Source organism: Tunicatimonas pelagia (assembly GCF_030506325.1).
GTDB lineage: Bacteria > Bacteroidota > Bacteroidia > Cytophagales > Cyclobacteriaceae > Tunicatimonas > Tunicatimonas pelagia.
Genome location: NZ_CP120683.1, coordinates 4501412 through 4515496 on the forward strand (window position 1 = coordinate 4501412; position 14085 = coordinate 4515496).

Annotated in this window: 14 protein-coding genes and 1 pseudogene; 8 read left to right on the top strand and 7 right to left on the bottom strand. The window is 44.4% G+C overall.

Translation table 11 applies throughout. From position 1 onward, the window contains the following. Positions 1 to 87: 87 nt before the first annotated feature. From P0M28_RS19315 to P0M28_RS19330, 4 genes and pseudogenes are all read right to left on the bottom strand, one after another. Positions 88 to 660, bottom strand: a complete 573-nt coding sequence (locus P0M28_RS19315) for an anthranilate synthase component II (protein ID WP_302204347.1) — start codon at positions 658 to 660, stop codon at positions 88 to 90. 131 nt (positions 661 to 791) lie between these two features. Then, positions 792 to 961 (bottom strand): annotated as a pseudogene (locus P0M28_RS31125) (four helix bundle protein). A 148-nt stretch (positions 962 to 1109) separates the two neighbouring features. After that, complete coding sequence (locus tag P0M28_RS19325) at positions 1110 to 1826, bottom strand: methyltransferase domain-containing protein (RefSeq protein ID WP_302204350.1); 717 nt, start codon at positions 1824 to 1826, stop codon at positions 1110 to 1112. Next, positions 1823 to 3262, bottom strand: coding sequence for an anthranilate synthase component I family protein (locus P0M28_RS19330; RefSeq protein WP_302204352.1), 1440 nt, complete (start codon positions 3260 to 3262; stop codon positions 1823 to 1825). The genes P0M28_RS19325 and P0M28_RS19330 overlap by 4 nt, the downstream gene beginning before the upstream one ends. Positions 3263 to 3523: 261 nt before the next feature. Between P0M28_RS19330 and P0M28_RS19335 the strand changes: the two genes are divergently transcribed. From P0M28_RS19335 to P0M28_RS19345, 3 genes are all read left to right on the top strand, one after another. Continuing rightward, the gene (locus tag P0M28_RS19335) at positions 3524 to 4108 is read left to right on the top strand and encodes a hypothetical protein (protein WP_302204354.1); all 585 of its coding nucleotides are present in this window, start codon (positions 3524 to 3526) and stop codon (positions 4106 to 4108) included. A 614-nt stretch (positions 4109 to 4722) separates the two neighbouring features. Beyond that, positions 4723 to 5205 carry a KdsC family phosphatase gene (locus P0M28_RS19340; RefSeq protein ID WP_302204355.1) on the top strand — a complete coding sequence of 161 codons (483 nt, stop codon included), beginning with the start codon at positions 4723 to 4725 and terminating at the stop codon, positions 5203 to 5205. 3 nt (positions 5206 to 5208) lie between these two features. Continuing rightward, positions 5209 to 7365 (top strand): BatA domain-containing protein, encoded by a 2157-nt coding sequence (locus tag P0M28_RS19345; RefSeq protein ID WP_302204356.1) that lies wholly within the window; start codon positions 5209 to 5211, stop codon positions 7363 to 7365. A gap of 92 nt (positions 7366 to 7457) precedes the next feature. Here the strand turns inward: P0M28_RS19345 and P0M28_RS19350 are convergent, their stop codons facing one another. Beyond that, positions 7458 to 8279, bottom strand: a complete 822-nt coding sequence (locus P0M28_RS19350; protein WP_302204358.1) for an RpnC/YadD family protein — start codon at positions 8277 to 8279, stop codon at positions 7458 to 7460. A gap of 178 nt (positions 8280 to 8457) precedes the next feature. On the opposite strand from P0M28_RS19350, the gene P0M28_RS19355 reads away from it, so the two are divergent. The 5 genes from P0M28_RS19355 to P0M28_RS19375 are packed head-to-tail and all read left to right on the top strand — an operon-like array spanning position 8458 to position 12844. Beyond that, a complete protein-coding gene (locus P0M28_RS19355; RefSeq protein ID WP_302204360.1) occupies positions 8458 to 9756 on the top strand; it encodes a dihydroorotase in 1299 nt (432 codons plus the stop codon). Beyond that, positions 9753 to 10319, top strand: coding sequence for a DUF4199 family protein (locus P0M28_RS19360; protein ID WP_302204362.1), 567 nt, complete (start codon positions 9753 to 9755; stop codon positions 10317 to 10319). The genes P0M28_RS19355 and P0M28_RS19360 overlap by 4 nt, the downstream gene beginning before the upstream one ends. Before the next feature lie 46 nt (positions 10320 to 10365). Beyond that, positions 10366 to 10881, top strand: a complete 516-nt coding sequence (locus P0M28_RS19365; protein WP_302204364.1) for a DUF4199 domain-containing protein — start codon at positions 10366 to 10368, stop codon at positions 10879 to 10881. Beyond that, a complete protein-coding gene (locus P0M28_RS19370; RefSeq protein ID WP_302204365.1) occupies positions 10881 to 11858 on the top strand; it encodes a glycosyltransferase family 2 protein in 978 nt (325 codons plus the stop codon). Before P0M28_RS19365 ends, P0M28_RS19370 begins: the two co-directional genes overlap by 1 nt. 2 nt (positions 11859 to 11860) lie before the next feature. Further along, positions 11861 to 12844 (top strand): glycosyltransferase family 2 protein, encoded by a 984-nt coding sequence (locus P0M28_RS19375; RefSeq protein WP_302204367.1) that lies wholly within the window; start codon positions 11861 to 11863, stop codon positions 12842 to 12844. 20 nt (positions 12845 to 12864) lie between these two features. On the opposite strand, the gene rfbC is transcribed toward P0M28_RS19375, so the two are convergent. Together rfbC and P0M28_RS19385 are read right to left on the bottom strand one after the other, a co-directional pair. Then, a complete protein-coding gene (gene rfbC, locus P0M28_RS19380; protein WP_302204369.1) occupies positions 12865 to 13395 on the bottom strand; it encodes a dTDP-4-dehydrorhamnose 3,5-epimerase in 531 nt (176 codons plus the stop codon). A 131-nt stretch (positions 13396 to 13526) separates the two neighbouring features. Then, positions 13527 to 14081, bottom strand: a complete 555-nt coding sequence (locus P0M28_RS19385) for a GNAT family N-acetyltransferase (RefSeq protein WP_302204371.1) — start codon at positions 14079 to 14081, stop codon at positions 13527 to 13529. Positions 14082 to 14085 lie beyond the last annotated feature (4 nt).

Below are 14085 nucleotides of genomic sequence, written 5' to 3' on the forward strand. Positions count from 1 at the left end.
TTTTAGCAACCAGCAACCAGCAACCAGCAACCAGCAACCAGCAACCAGCAACCAGCAACCAGCAACCAGCAACCAGCAACCAGCAATTCAACCACTTAACCAATTCTTAATCATCTCTTTCCCGTGTTCGGTCAGGATTGATTCCGGATGAAACTGCAGACCTTTTACATCGTATTGCTTATGGCGAAGCCCCATAATTTCTCCTTTAATATCCCGGGCAGTTACCACCAAATCATCGTTCACCGAACTAGCAACCACCGCCCAACTATGGTAGCGACACACCCCAAAGGATTTAGGCAAGCCATGAAATAAATATTCTTCATCATCTTCAACAAAAACTTTATCGCCGTAGCCGTGCAGTACCAACGGCATATTATACAACTCAGCCCCAAAAGCTTCGGCAAAACCCTGATGACCCAAGCAAATGCCAAGTATACTTTTACTCGGAGCGTAGGTTTTGATGAGTTCCATCATGGCACCTGCTTCTTCAGGAATACCCGGCCCCGGTGAAAGCAGAATTTTATCGTAGTGATCTACTTCCTCTACCGAGATTTTATCATTCCGAATGACATCCATCTTTTCTTCCATTCCCAACTCCCGAAGGATATGCACTAGGTTGTAAGTGAAAGAGTCGTAATTATCTAAGACTAGTATTTTCATGGTTGATTACAAATTGAAAAATTACAGATTGTAAAGTTGAAAATTTATACTTTTAAGCGAAGGTATTTCATGAAGCCTGATATTTGCTGGGAAATATCCAGTAGTCTATTTCGCAAAGTATCATACTCATTTCATTGAATGACTCCCGATTGGTGAAGAACGTACAATCGACTCCACAGTTCTCCCGCTGAGCCTTTAGCGTACCGTAGAAAACGGATAAAATCTTTGGTGTTATCATATCAAAACCTTCGGCAATATTGCTTGAAATGGATAAGGCAGAACGCTGTATCTGATCTTTGATACCAAAAGCATATTTCTATTCTTCCCGAACACTTAACTGATATATCTCAGAAGCAACATCAGATGCTTGTTGCCAGATCGGTAAACTTTCAAATTGCTCAATCTTCTTCGCCATCCTAAATAATTTGCGATTTTAAATTTCCCAACCTTTAGTTTGCAATTACACTAGTCAACTTTAACATTTGATTACCACCTTTCTGAAATTCGTAGTCAACGGTTAGTATCTCAGTATGTATTCCCTGATTTTCCAAATAATTTACTACGCTATTCAGATGTCTTGAGGCTTTACCGCTGATCTCTAGCAAAGGAAATATTCTGAGTTCTCTACCTACCCGGCACATTTCTAGTATAGCTTTTTGATGAAATTCTTCATCTAACTGTTCTGAATAAGCAAACAAAAAATGAGAACAAATGACTAAATCAAAGGAGTCATCCTCGAAAGGTAAACTAGGCAGGGTTCCTATTACGTAGCGATTAGTATTATTTTTTTGCTCAAAATCCTGTAGGAATAGCTCCATCGCAGCTAATCGAGTTTTTACTAGTTGCTTGGGCGACTGATAGTAATCCCAAATATAATCGGCTTGATTTTTTGTTAATTGCTCCTTAATAACCGTAGCAGTTGCTTCTATTCGCTCTCGGATTTGTTGAGCTGAGAATTGATAGATAGGATCTAACGATGTGTAGTCCTTATCTATAGAGAAGAGTTCAGCATTTACACTGGCAGGGCCATCTCCGCAACCAAGTATCTTTTTATCTAAACTCTCTGGTAGAAGCGCAAACATACGCTGATATTCCTCTAAATTCCTTCCCCAAGGAACAACTTGATCAATTGTAAATCCCATTTTGAACAATTCGTAATTTTTCAATTTGCAATTGTTTCTGCTAACTCCAGAGCCTTCCGCAATGCTGCCAGCTTATTATTCACTTCTTGTAATTCCTTTTTAGCTTCTGACTTGGCAACAACTCCGGCACCGGCTTGGTAGTACAGGGTGTTGTCCTGACTCAGAAACGAGCGAATCATAATGGCGTGGTTAAAATCGCCGTTGAACCCGAGAAAGCCGAGAGCACCACCGTAGTAGCCCCGTTGTGTAGTTTCGTAACGATGAATCAACTGCATGGCCATATGCTTGGGTGCTCCCGAAAGCGTTCCGGCAGGAAAAGTATCGGCCACTACCCGAATGGGTGACGTCTCTTTCGAGAGCGTTCCGGTTACTTTAGAAACCAAGTGAATAACGTGGGAGAAGTACTGGATTTCTTTGAAAGTCTCTACCGTTACATCGTCGCCGTTGCGGCTTAAGTCGTTGCGGGCTAAATCTACCAGCATTACGTGTTCAGAATTCTCTTTGGGGTCGTCCATCAGTTTACGTGCTAGTTCGGCATCGGCTTCATCGCTACCCGTACGGCGAAAAGTACCGGCAATAGGGTAAATACTGGCAGTATCGCCTTTAATCACAATCTGGGCTTCAGGCGAAGAACCAAATAGCTTGTAGTTACCGTAGTCGAAGTAGAATAGATAAGGGGAAGGGTTGATGGAGCGTAAGGTGCGATATACATTAAACTCATCGCCCTTAAAAGCTGTCTGGAACCGTCGCGACAGCACAATCTGAAATACATCGCCCCGAAAGCAATGTTCCTGCCCTTTACGAATAATCTCCAGAAACTCGTCATCAGTATAATTACTTCCCTCGGCTTCGCTACGCTTGAAGTGGTAGCTGGGAATGTTTTTATTGTTGATAAGTGCCAGCAAGTTGGTTAGGCCACTATCTTCGCCATCATTGCCTTCGTACTGATGCTCAAAAGCGTATAGTTCGTTACGAAAGTGGTCTACTACAACCACGTAGCGATACACTGCGTAGTATATTTCGGGAACGTTGTAATGCGTTTTTTCATCTGAAGAAAGATCAATCTCTTCAAAATATTGTACCGCATCGTAGGCCATGTAGCCAAACAAGCCGCTGGTAGTGAAGCGATAATTGCTTTCCTCACTTTCAAACCGTTGAGAAAATTGCGCTAGCATCTCGACCACTGCCTGAGGGTTTTCTACTGACTGCGAGTCTTTAGTACCGTCGGGAAAAACTTGGGTAACTGTTCTCTGGTTCACCGAGAAAGATGCAATCGGCTGGCAGCAAATAAACGAGAAGCTGTTATCGCTACTGTGGTAGTCGGAGCTTTCCAACAAAATAGGATTTTCGTAGCGATCCCTAATCTTCAAGTAGATGCTAACAGGAGTTACAGTGTCTGCTAATAATCGCTCGGATCGGGTAACGAGCCGAAAGGTATTGGGGGGTGATTGTGTATTCATGTTGGTAAATGGTTGAGTTTTTGTAAAAAAAAAGCCTACTGCGTAGACAGTAGGCGATTATTAAGTTATTTGTACAATAAGTTACCCCTAGTTCACGCAAAGAAGATATTCTTGCGCCACCACCATGCAGTAAACATATTGATTTGTGTATTCATCTTAACGACAAATATAAAAGTCCGTGTGGATAATCCCAATAGAAGCGTAAATTTATCCGATAATCTGCTGAAATTCAGCAATCAACCACGAAGTTTAATATAGTATATGGAAACCCTCGCCGAACAATTTCAGCAAGTTAGCAAACAGAAGAGCCGGGTGCAACGAGAGAACAAAGCACTTAAACAAGGACTAATTTTTAGCGGAGGGCTTATTTTGTTGTTGGTAGGTTACCTGATATTCATTGAGTTTTTCACTCCATTATTTGGTCGCTGGCCGCAAGTGCAAAAATCGTTGCAACGGGCCGAAGCGCACAATCACTACCTAAAGGAACAAGTTGATAGTTTATACCGGGTAAACGATTTGTTGTTAGAACTTTCCCCCTACTACACCGGAGTATTCTACGAAGTGCAAATTGGTGCCTTTGAGAATTTTAATCTGGCTGACTACCAGGAAGATTTGGTAAAGATGAACATTGATTACAACGGTCCGCTGGATCAGTATACCTTAGGAAAATTTAGGGACTTGCCCAAAGCCTTGGCCTTTCAGAAAGATGTGCAGCAAATGGGCATTCAAGATGCCTTTGTAGTGGCGAAGGTAGATGGAGAACGAGTTTCTGTAAATGAAGCTTTACGGGAAGCAGAACGGTTACAAGAAAGCCGGGAAGAAAGTTTGGAAAAAAACCCAACTTGAGTCTGTCGGTTTTACTAAATCCCAGAATAAACAGGATTTGAGCTGTTACGCCATCGCAACCCTCCACTGTTAACATCCTGCAAAAGCAGAATGCCCTAACAAAAGTTAGGGTGAGGCCCGGTTTTGGTGGCAAACTTGGCTCGGTAATGGTCTAAGTGTTGGATTTAGAAAACGAGATTAGACTCAAGCGGGTAACCTTCAATATGTAAAAGAACTACCGCTTCATGCGGCATTTACTTATAAATTTCTATTTACGAATATACTATAAACTCAAGAAAGGCTAAAATGATTTCATGCGGAAAAACTTCATTTTTAGTACATGCACTACTAAATCAGTAGATACTGTTTTGTAGACAGGAAAGAAAAAACCAGATAATTCGTACAGAGTTGAAAAGTAATAAGCCCTAAGAGTTCAGAGTTTTGGGTTCACAGTTCTGAATTACGATATGTTTACTAATTTGAACCCAGAACCCAGAACCCAGAACCCAGAACCCAGAACCCAGAACCCAGAACCCAGAACCCAGAACCCAGAACCCAGAACCCAGAACCCAGAACCCAGAACCCAGAACCCAGAACCCAGAACCCAGAACCCAGAACCCAGAACCCAGACTTTCATGAATATTGATCCCGATAAAATTCGCTTACTTGTTTTAGATGTAGACGGAACGCTTACCGATGGTGGAATTTACGTTACCGAGAAAGGAGATTCCTTCAAAAAATATAATGCCAAAGATGGTATGGCTATTTCCAAACTTATCCGGCAGGGATTACCCGTGGCGTTTATCAGCGCGAGCTTTACTGTTAACACGGTAGAGTATCGAGCTAAGATGCTGGGCGTAGAATATTGCTACGTGGGTAAAGATCCAAAAACGCAGATACTGGAAGGCTGGATGGAGACGTTAGGCATTCAATACTCAGAAATTCTGTTTATGGGCGATGATATTAATGACCGTGAAGTAATGCAGAAAGTAGGCATCTCGGCTTGCCCAGCGGATGCTTCTCCAGCAATACGAGAGATTGCTGACATCGTTTTGGAACGGCGCGGGGGAGATGCCTGTTTCCGAGAATTAGTCGACCGTTACTTTCCAATTAGCTAACGTATGAGCTTTGTCTATCCGTCGTTTTTGTGGGGCTTGCTAGCATTGGCTATTCCGATTATTATTCACCTGTTTAATTTTCGGCGTACCAAAAAAATATACTTCAGCAACAATCAGTTTCTGAAAAATGTAAAGGAAACGACCACTTCCAAATTGAAAGTCAAGCACTTACTGATTCTTTTAGCCCGGTTGGCCTTTATTGCGTTTCTAGTGCTCACCTTTGCCCAGCCCTACCTACCCGGAGAAAATGATGATGAGGCGGGGTCAGGCGAAAATCCGCTGGTGTATCTCTATCTGGATAATTCACTGAGCATGTCATCCGAATTGGCGAACGGAGTGCGGGGTATTGACCAAGGAGTGAGCTTTGTTGATGAAATTGCTACGTACTATCCCCGCAATACTCAGTATAAACTGCTGACCAATGGCTTTGGCAGTTTTTCGCGCGTACCCAAAAGCGGTGAGGAACTCACGGATTTGGTTACCAACGTATCGCTCACCGGAGTGGCTCGTGGCCTGGATGAAGTGTTGCAGAAAATTCAAGGTGATGTGCAACTAACTGGTATGCAAGGCAACGAAATACAACGGGCGGATGTATACCTGATCTCTGATTTTCAGAAATCAACCATCGGTGAAATACAGGGAAGTAAACTGGGCGAAGACACTACCTTGCAGGTGAATTTGGTTCCGGTGCAATCGTCGTATCAACATAATGTATTTGTGGATTCTATGTATCTGGCCAACCCGTTTATGATGGCCGGGCAGGCGAACGAACTAGCCGTAGCTTTGCGAAACGAAGGAGGTGAAGCAGTAGAAAACCTTATTGTTCGTCTGCTAATTAACGAGCAGCAGGTGGGCAGCGGCAGTGTAGACATTAATGCCTATGCGACTAATACGGTTAATTTTCCGCTCAACTTCCCGCTTCAGCAGCAAAATCAGTGTCGGGTTGTCTTCGAAGATTATCCCGTTACCTTCGATAATGAATTTTTCTTTACACTCAACCTGGGTGATAAAATTAATGTGCTGGAAATTACTTCTAATTTGGCGGCAACCCGAGTGAATAGTGCTACCAACGTAGCTCGGGTATACGCCAACGAGAGTGTCTTCAATTTCCAATCGTTCAGTATCGATAATCTGGATTATAGTCTGCTGGATAACACTAACTTACTAATCTTAAACGAGATAGAAGGGGGTAATCAAAACGCTTCAGTGCTACTGCCTTACATTCGCGAGTTTTTGGAAGACGAAGGACATATGGTATTTATTTTGCCCTCCAGTGGCGATGTTTCTTTTCTCAGTGAAGTTACTCAAAACACATCGTTAGCGGCTCAGCGCCAAACCTACACTGATTCTACCGGAGTGCGTACAGTGACTTTGGCCAATCCTGATTTGGCAAATCCTTTCTTCGACAATATGTTCGAGGGGCAAGCCGATAATTTTGACATGCCCTTCGCTGTGCCGTTGGTGAACCACAATCTGCCGGGTAGCTCGTTGCTACGTTATAAAACCGGCGATCCGTATCTGCTTTCGTTGCGAACGCCGTTCACTTCGGGAGATCAGATTTTTGTGTTTAGCACCCCGTTGCGCCAGGAGTTTACCAGTTTGTACCGTCACGCGATATTTGTACCGGTGATGTATCGGTTAGCTTCTATGAGTAAATCGCTGGATGTACCGCTGTATTACCCGATGGATGAAAATACTATTACGCTGGAAGCTTCACGCTTACTAGACTCCGCCAGTCGGGAAGCTACTGGTCCCCGCTACTTGTACAAATTGCGCCGCGACGAACAAGAACTAATCCCAACGCAACGAGCAGTAAACGGACGGCTACTGATGGAGGTGCCGCAAAATATACTTGAAGCCGGTTTTTACGAACTGGTACGTACTGAAGAAGCCGCCAACGCGGCCGATAGTGCGGTAGGGCTACTTTCTCTTTCCTTTAACAATACCGAATCAGAATCACTGGTAGAGCCCTACACCGTTGACGAGCTTCAGCAGCAGATTGAAGGAATAGAAGGCGTTTCTCTGTACGAAGCTGACGATGTAGAAGGCTTCACTGCTTTGATGCAATCTAAAAACGATCAGGTAGCTTTGTGGAAATATGCTTTGTTATTAGCCTTGGCTAGCTTACTTGCTGAGATTCTGCTGATTCGGTTTCTTTAGTTGTCGGTTGACGATCTACAGCCCACGACCAGTGGTTGTAACAGGTGAAAAAGTGAGCTGAGTAGAGAATCAGTTCCAGTAAAGCCTAGCAGCTACTTTTCAATTGACTTCCTAACCTTCCGAATTTGCTTTAGCGGTGTATCAGCAATCTGAGCAATCTGCTCATCCGTAAGTAATCCAGACTTTAGCATTGCAATTATCATTGCCTCCTTACCTTCGCCCTTACCTTCTTGTCTACCCTCTTCTTTGCCCTCTTGGTAACGAACGTCAGTCTTAATATCGTAAGTAAGTGCCATTGCTTCGGTATATTGTATGACTTTTGGTTGTAGGTGGCGTAAGTTAGCCAGTATTTCTATCTGTCGAACGTATCTCTTTAATTTTCGTTCGTTTTTGGATAACTGCCTTAATCTGTTGAGGATTTTAGGAATTACTGTATCTACTTCCTCTTTCTTAAAACTACTTAGGATTGCTAACACTGCTTCTTCCGGTTGGGTAGCGTTGCTAAGTAAATTACGGTAGTCAAGTTCGCGGATATCTACCAAAGTGAAGTGGTAATTTAGTTGTTCGTGGTTCAAAATAGTAGCCATGCGAGGCTTACGCGATCCAATAAATATGACGTACTGCTTAATCGGTTCCTGGTACTTCTCCCAGAGCATAGCGTAATACAAAAGCATCCGATTAGCCATGGTGGTTTCATCTTTCACCTGAAACTCGATGTGCAATAAGTAGGAGGGATGTTCATTTTTATGAGCAGTAACCCGCTTTAGTAAATCAGGCTTGCGCTCTAGCGTGGTTTGCAGATCATCGGGTAGCTCTTCCGTGGTTTTGATAGGCAAACCTAACAGCTTATCAGCCAACGGCAGGATTAGTGCCTCCATATTTTCTTTCAGAATCTTGTCGTAGTCTTGAGCCATACATTAAGCGGTTGATATTTCAAATATAATAGTCCACAGTCCAATCTAATGAGTAGTGATTAATGAATAATGATGAACGGCATGTATAAATCATCCATCATTGTGCATCAGTCATTACCAACCCTGTGGACTATTAATAAGAATCTACTATTTTTGTCCGCAGTTATCTACCATCCTAATGAACGTCTGGTTAAAGTCTGTCACTCTTCTTGAACCTTCCTCACCACTACATCAGCAACGGGTTCATCTGTTTATTCAAAACGGAAAAATCGCTCGCTTGGAAGCTGCGAGTGATACTGAACCTAATATTCAGGCGGATCGGATAATTGAAGGTGATGAAGTGCGGGTTTCAATAGGTTGGCTGGATATGCAGGCGCATTTTGGCGATCCGGGTCTGGAGCATAAGGAAGATTTATATTCGGGTAGTCAGGCGGCAGCGGCCGGAGGGTTTACCGAAGTTGCGCTGGTTCCTAACACTGAACCTGTACTGGATACGAAGAACGATTTACACTATTTGCTAGGTCGTTCGTTAAATTTAGTTAAGATTCATCCACTAGCGGCGGTTACTCGTAGTGCCGAAGGGCAGGAGCTAACCGAAATGATTGATCTGCATCAAGCCGGCGCCGTTGCGTTTTCGGATGGGTTGAATGCGCTCACCCACCGACAAGTGCTGCTGAAGGCCTTACAGTACACGCAGAAATTTGGTGGACTGCTGATTAACCGCCCGGAAGATACCCAACTTACCCAGTTTGGTACCATGCACGAAGGTGTGCAAAGCACCTTGCTAGGAATGAAAGGAATGCCCAGCTTGTCGGAAACACTAGCGGTAGAGCAGCACATCCGGCTATTACAGTACGCCAGCGAGTTTACTTACGCTCATCCACCTCGGTTGCATCTCAGTAATATTTCTACTGCTGAATCAGTAGCGTTAATTCGCCAAGCGAAGCAGCAAGAACTGGCGATCACCTGCGATGTAGCCGCGCATCAGTTGGTCATGACCGATGAGCTACTGGCTGACTTTGATACCAACTATAAAGTAAATCCGCCGCTACGTACCGAAGCAGATCGGTTAGCTTTGTTGGAAGGGCTGAAAGACGGGACGATTGACGTGATTGTATCCAGCCATCAGCCACAGGATGTGGAAAGTAAACGCTGCGAGTTTGATCTGGCCGAATTCGGGATACTTGGGCTACCTACGTTTTTGCCGACGTTGGCTCAGGTGGCATCAGAAGCATTGCCTTGGTGGTCGTTGCTAGATCGCTGTACGCATCTTCCTCGGGAGTTACTAAAACTACCGCTACCCAAAATAGCCGAAGGCGAAACGGCGAACTTAACCGTGTTTGATCCCACAGCAAGCTGGGAATTTAACGAATCAACCAGTCCTTCCAAATCTAACAATCATCCTTGGTGGGGTAATCCACTGACCGGGCGGGTGTTGGCAGTATTTAACGCTGGCGAACAGTATCTAGCTCCATGAGTGAAGAATCACCAAACCGGGAGATTTTTTCCGTAGGGCTAAAGTACGGATTGGTAGGCAGCGTTATCGCTATCGGTTTATTCTTTGCCATGAAATGGGGAGGGGAAAACCCGCTTATCTGGACTACCCCTAAGCTGGTGGTTTATTCTATTATCTTCATACTTTTCCCCTTGCTGGCTCTGGCTGAATTTCGTCGTTACCACTGGGAAGGAAAATGGAAGTTTTGGTACGGATTGGTGCTAGGCATTGTGGTGTACGGAACCATTTGTTTGAGCACATTTTCAATAGATTATATCGCTATGGTGGCTGATAGTAGCTTAGTAGCTTCTTATCAAGAGGCTTCGCTCCAGTCGCTGGAAAGTAAACAACAAGAATTTCTGGAGCAGTTCGGTGAAGTGCAGTACGCTCAAACCCGCGAAGCGGTGAGCAGTATTACGGCGGTAGAAATTGCCCTGGATGATTTGTTAAAGAAACTATTGCTAGGTTTTTTCCTAACGGCTACCATTGCCTTGGCCGTTAATATTATTTCATCTTTGCGTTCCCGTAGCGTTTCCAACTCATAAGTTCTATTATCTTTGTAATTCGTACACTACACTAACCCATTGCTTTATGAACCATTCGGTTAGATACGGCCTGATTCTCGGAGCTCTAAATGTAGCATTCACGGCAGGAGTTTTTCTGATTGACTACAAACTTATTCAGAATCCACTGATAGGCTTTCTTATATTTGGAATTACGATAGCTGTTCTATTTATCGCGGGCTTTGAACTACGAAAAAAGAACGGGGGTTATCTTACTTTCAAGAATGCTTTAGCATCCTCTTTTGTCATTTATGCTATTGCGGCGGTGCTGGTGGTGACGTACAATGTACTACAGTACAATGTATTTACTCCCGAAATTGCTCAGGAGCTTCAGAAAGAAGCACTTAACCAACAGGTGGCAGTATGGGAGAGCTTTGGTATGAGCGATGAGCAGATTGACGAAAATGCGGCGGCGATGGAAGATCGCAACCTGTTTGGCCTCACTTGGCAACTGGTAGGCTTAGCCGGAAATTTGTTCTTTGGGTTAATTATCTCACTAGTTGTGGCAGCCATTATTAAGAAGAAAGAACCGGAGTTTGATTAATGAAGAAAGACCTGTCCATAGTTGTTCCACTGTACAATGAAGAAGAATCGCTGGTAGAACTGTGCGCCTGGATTGCTCAGGTAATGGGCGAGTACGGATTTCGCTACGAGGTGTTGCTGGTAGACGATGGAAGTCGGGATCATTCTTGGCAGGTAATTCAAGAAATAGCAGAAGCCAATCCTAATGTGCAAGGATTGCGGTTGAACCGAAACTACGGCAAATCAGCTGCATTACAAACCGGGTTTGACCACGCCCAAGGTGAAGTGATTATTACGATGGATGCCGACTTGCAGGACAGTCCCGACGAGATTCCTGACTTATACGCCATGATTCAGGAGCAGGGGTACGATTTGGTATCGGGTTGGAAGAAGAAACGCCACGATCCCATTAGCAAAACTATTCCTTCTAAGTTTTTTAACTCCGTTACCCGAATGATTTCAGGAGTAAAACTGCACGATTTTAACTGTGGCTTAAAGTCGTACCGTCGGGAGGTTATCAAGAACATTGAAGTATACGGCGAAATGCATCGCTACATCCCAATGATTGCCGCTCGTAATGGTTACACCCGCATCGGCGAGAAAGTAGTGCAGCATCAGGAACGGAAGTACGGTGTTACCAAATTTGGTCTGGAACGCTTCATTTTTGGCTTCTTGGATCTCCTGTCAATCAACTTTGTTTCCAAATTTAAGAAGCGACCCATGCACTTCTTTGGCACATTAGGTTCGCTCTCGTTTTTGTTTGGGTTAATTGTGACAGTTTGGCTGATTGTGGATAAGATCTACCGAATCCATAATCAACTAATAGTGCGGGAAGTTACTGACCAGCCATTATTTTATCTGGCTCTGGTGGCGGTAATACTGGGAGTACAGCTTTTCCTTGCTGGTTTTTTGGGCGAGATGGTCACTATTCATTCGGGTAAGAAAAACGACTACCTGATTGCCGAGAAAACCCCGCAGCCCGAGAGTAAACTGGTGTAATCATGTTCTACTCGCTAATTATTCCGGTTTATAATCGCCCCGAAGATATACGGGAGGTACTGGAAGGCTTAGTTCAGCAAACTTACTCTAACTTTGAAGTGATTGTGGTAGAAAGTGGCTCTACCATTAAGTCCGATCAAGTAGTGGCTGATTTTCAGAATCACTTGAACGTTCGCTACGCGCCGACGGGCAACCACGGACAGGGCTTCTCTCGCAATTTTGGGATGGAACAAGCCCAAGGCGACTACTTCATTATTCTAGATTCTGACATCATTGTTCCGTCAGAATATTTACAGCACGTCCACGAAGGTATTCAGCAGCAGCAGTTAGATGCTTTTGGTGGGCCAGACCGCGGGCATGCTTCTTTCACACCCGTGCAGAAAGCCGTTGATTTCGCTTTAACCTCCTTCCTGACCACCGCCGGAACTCGCGGGCAAAAGAAACAAGTAGGTGAGTATCATCCCCGCAGTTTCAATATGGGGTTTTCGCGAGAAGTATACGAAGCCACCGGTGGCTACCGCCTTCCCAATTGCGGGGAAGATATTGACTTGAGTATCCGGATTCACCAGCAGGGTTTTACGGTTGGACTAATTCCTAAAGCATTTATCTACCATAAACGTAAGCGTACGCTGGCGGGCTTTTGGCAGCAGATGGTCTGGTTCGGTAAATCCCGAATCAACCTGGCGCGTTTGTTTCCCGGTAGCCTGAAACCTATTTATTTTTTACCACTGGCCTTTTACGCTTACCTAATTTTAACACTGCTGCTAGTAATTGCTATACCTCTGTTAGGAAAGTGGTTGTTAGCCATGCTAGGGTTCTACGCGATTGCGGTTGTGATTGAAGGAGCGTTACGATATAAATCACTTCGGGTGGGGATCTTGAGCATTTTTACTGCCTTTACGGTGTTCTTGGGCTACGGCTATGGTCTGGTAAAATATTACTTTCAGCAGTCGGAACCCTACACACATCCGGCCGAAGCACTTTAGAAGTTATTTACTTATCTGAGCTAAGGCTGAAAATCAGGATGGTTCGCGTCTTTCTCCGATACGATAGGTTGCTGAGTAGGCCAGTCAACATTAAATGTAGGGTCGTTCCAGCGGATGCCGCGTTCTTTTCCGGGAGCGTAAAACTGAGATACCTGATAAAAGACTTCACAATTATCTTCCAGGGTAATAAATGAATGAGCGAAATGCTCCGGTACGTACAAAGCCCGATGGTTTTCAGCGGATAACTCTACTGCTACGTGCTGGCAGTAAGTGAGCGAGTTCTTCCGAAGATCAATAATCACATCTAAAATACTGCCCCGAATGCAGCGAACAGTTTTGGCTTCTTCGGCTCCTTCCACCTGATAATGAAAGCCCCGCAGTGTATACTTTTCTTTAGACAGCGACAAATTGCACTGAGCTACCGTCGGGTTCAGCCCGTGCTCCTGGAATTCATTCGCGCAGAAGGCTCGGGAGAAAAAACCACGCTCGTCTTCTATCTTCTTTAGATCAATAATGTGCGCTCCGGCTAATTTGGTTTCAGTAAAGATCATATAATCAATGGTTCAATTGCTCAATAGCTTGGGCTTGGAGCAGGGAGCTTGGCGTATGTGTTTTTCGTCCACACTTTTGACCTCGCATTTATACTTCCCTAAGTCCGTGCGCCCCGCCCGTTTTTCAAATTTCACTTTTTTGTCCTCTTCCAGTCTTCTTCTAAAATTGCGTATTCATGGTTATCCACCCACTGGCCTCGGATGGGTAGTACTTTTCGTTTGCTGCCTTCGCGTTGCATTCCGACTTTTTCTAGCACTCGGGCGGAGGCAATATTCTTGGTGGCGCACCCGGCTTCAATCCGATGCAAATGTAGCTCTTTAAAACCAAACCTAAGTACTTCATTCAATGCTTCGGTCGCTAAACCTTTTCCCCAGAATACTGGAAGCAACTTGTACCAAACTGTAGCCAACTGAAATCGCTCTTCTCCCAGGTGTAGGGCAATCAACCCGATGAAGTTCTGAGTAGCTCTATCAGAAATTCGCCAAGTGAAATGATGATTAGGTTCGGCTTGCTGCTGATTCAGCCACTGCTGCACAATGGCTTCTGTAACCGCCCTGTCTTCAGGAATACCTAGCGTATTGTATCGATCAGTTTCCGGTAAAGAATGCAGATAATGAATATCGTCCAGATCATCGGACGTAATGATCTTCAACTGAAGTCGGTCGGTGATTAGTTCTGATTGCAAATTT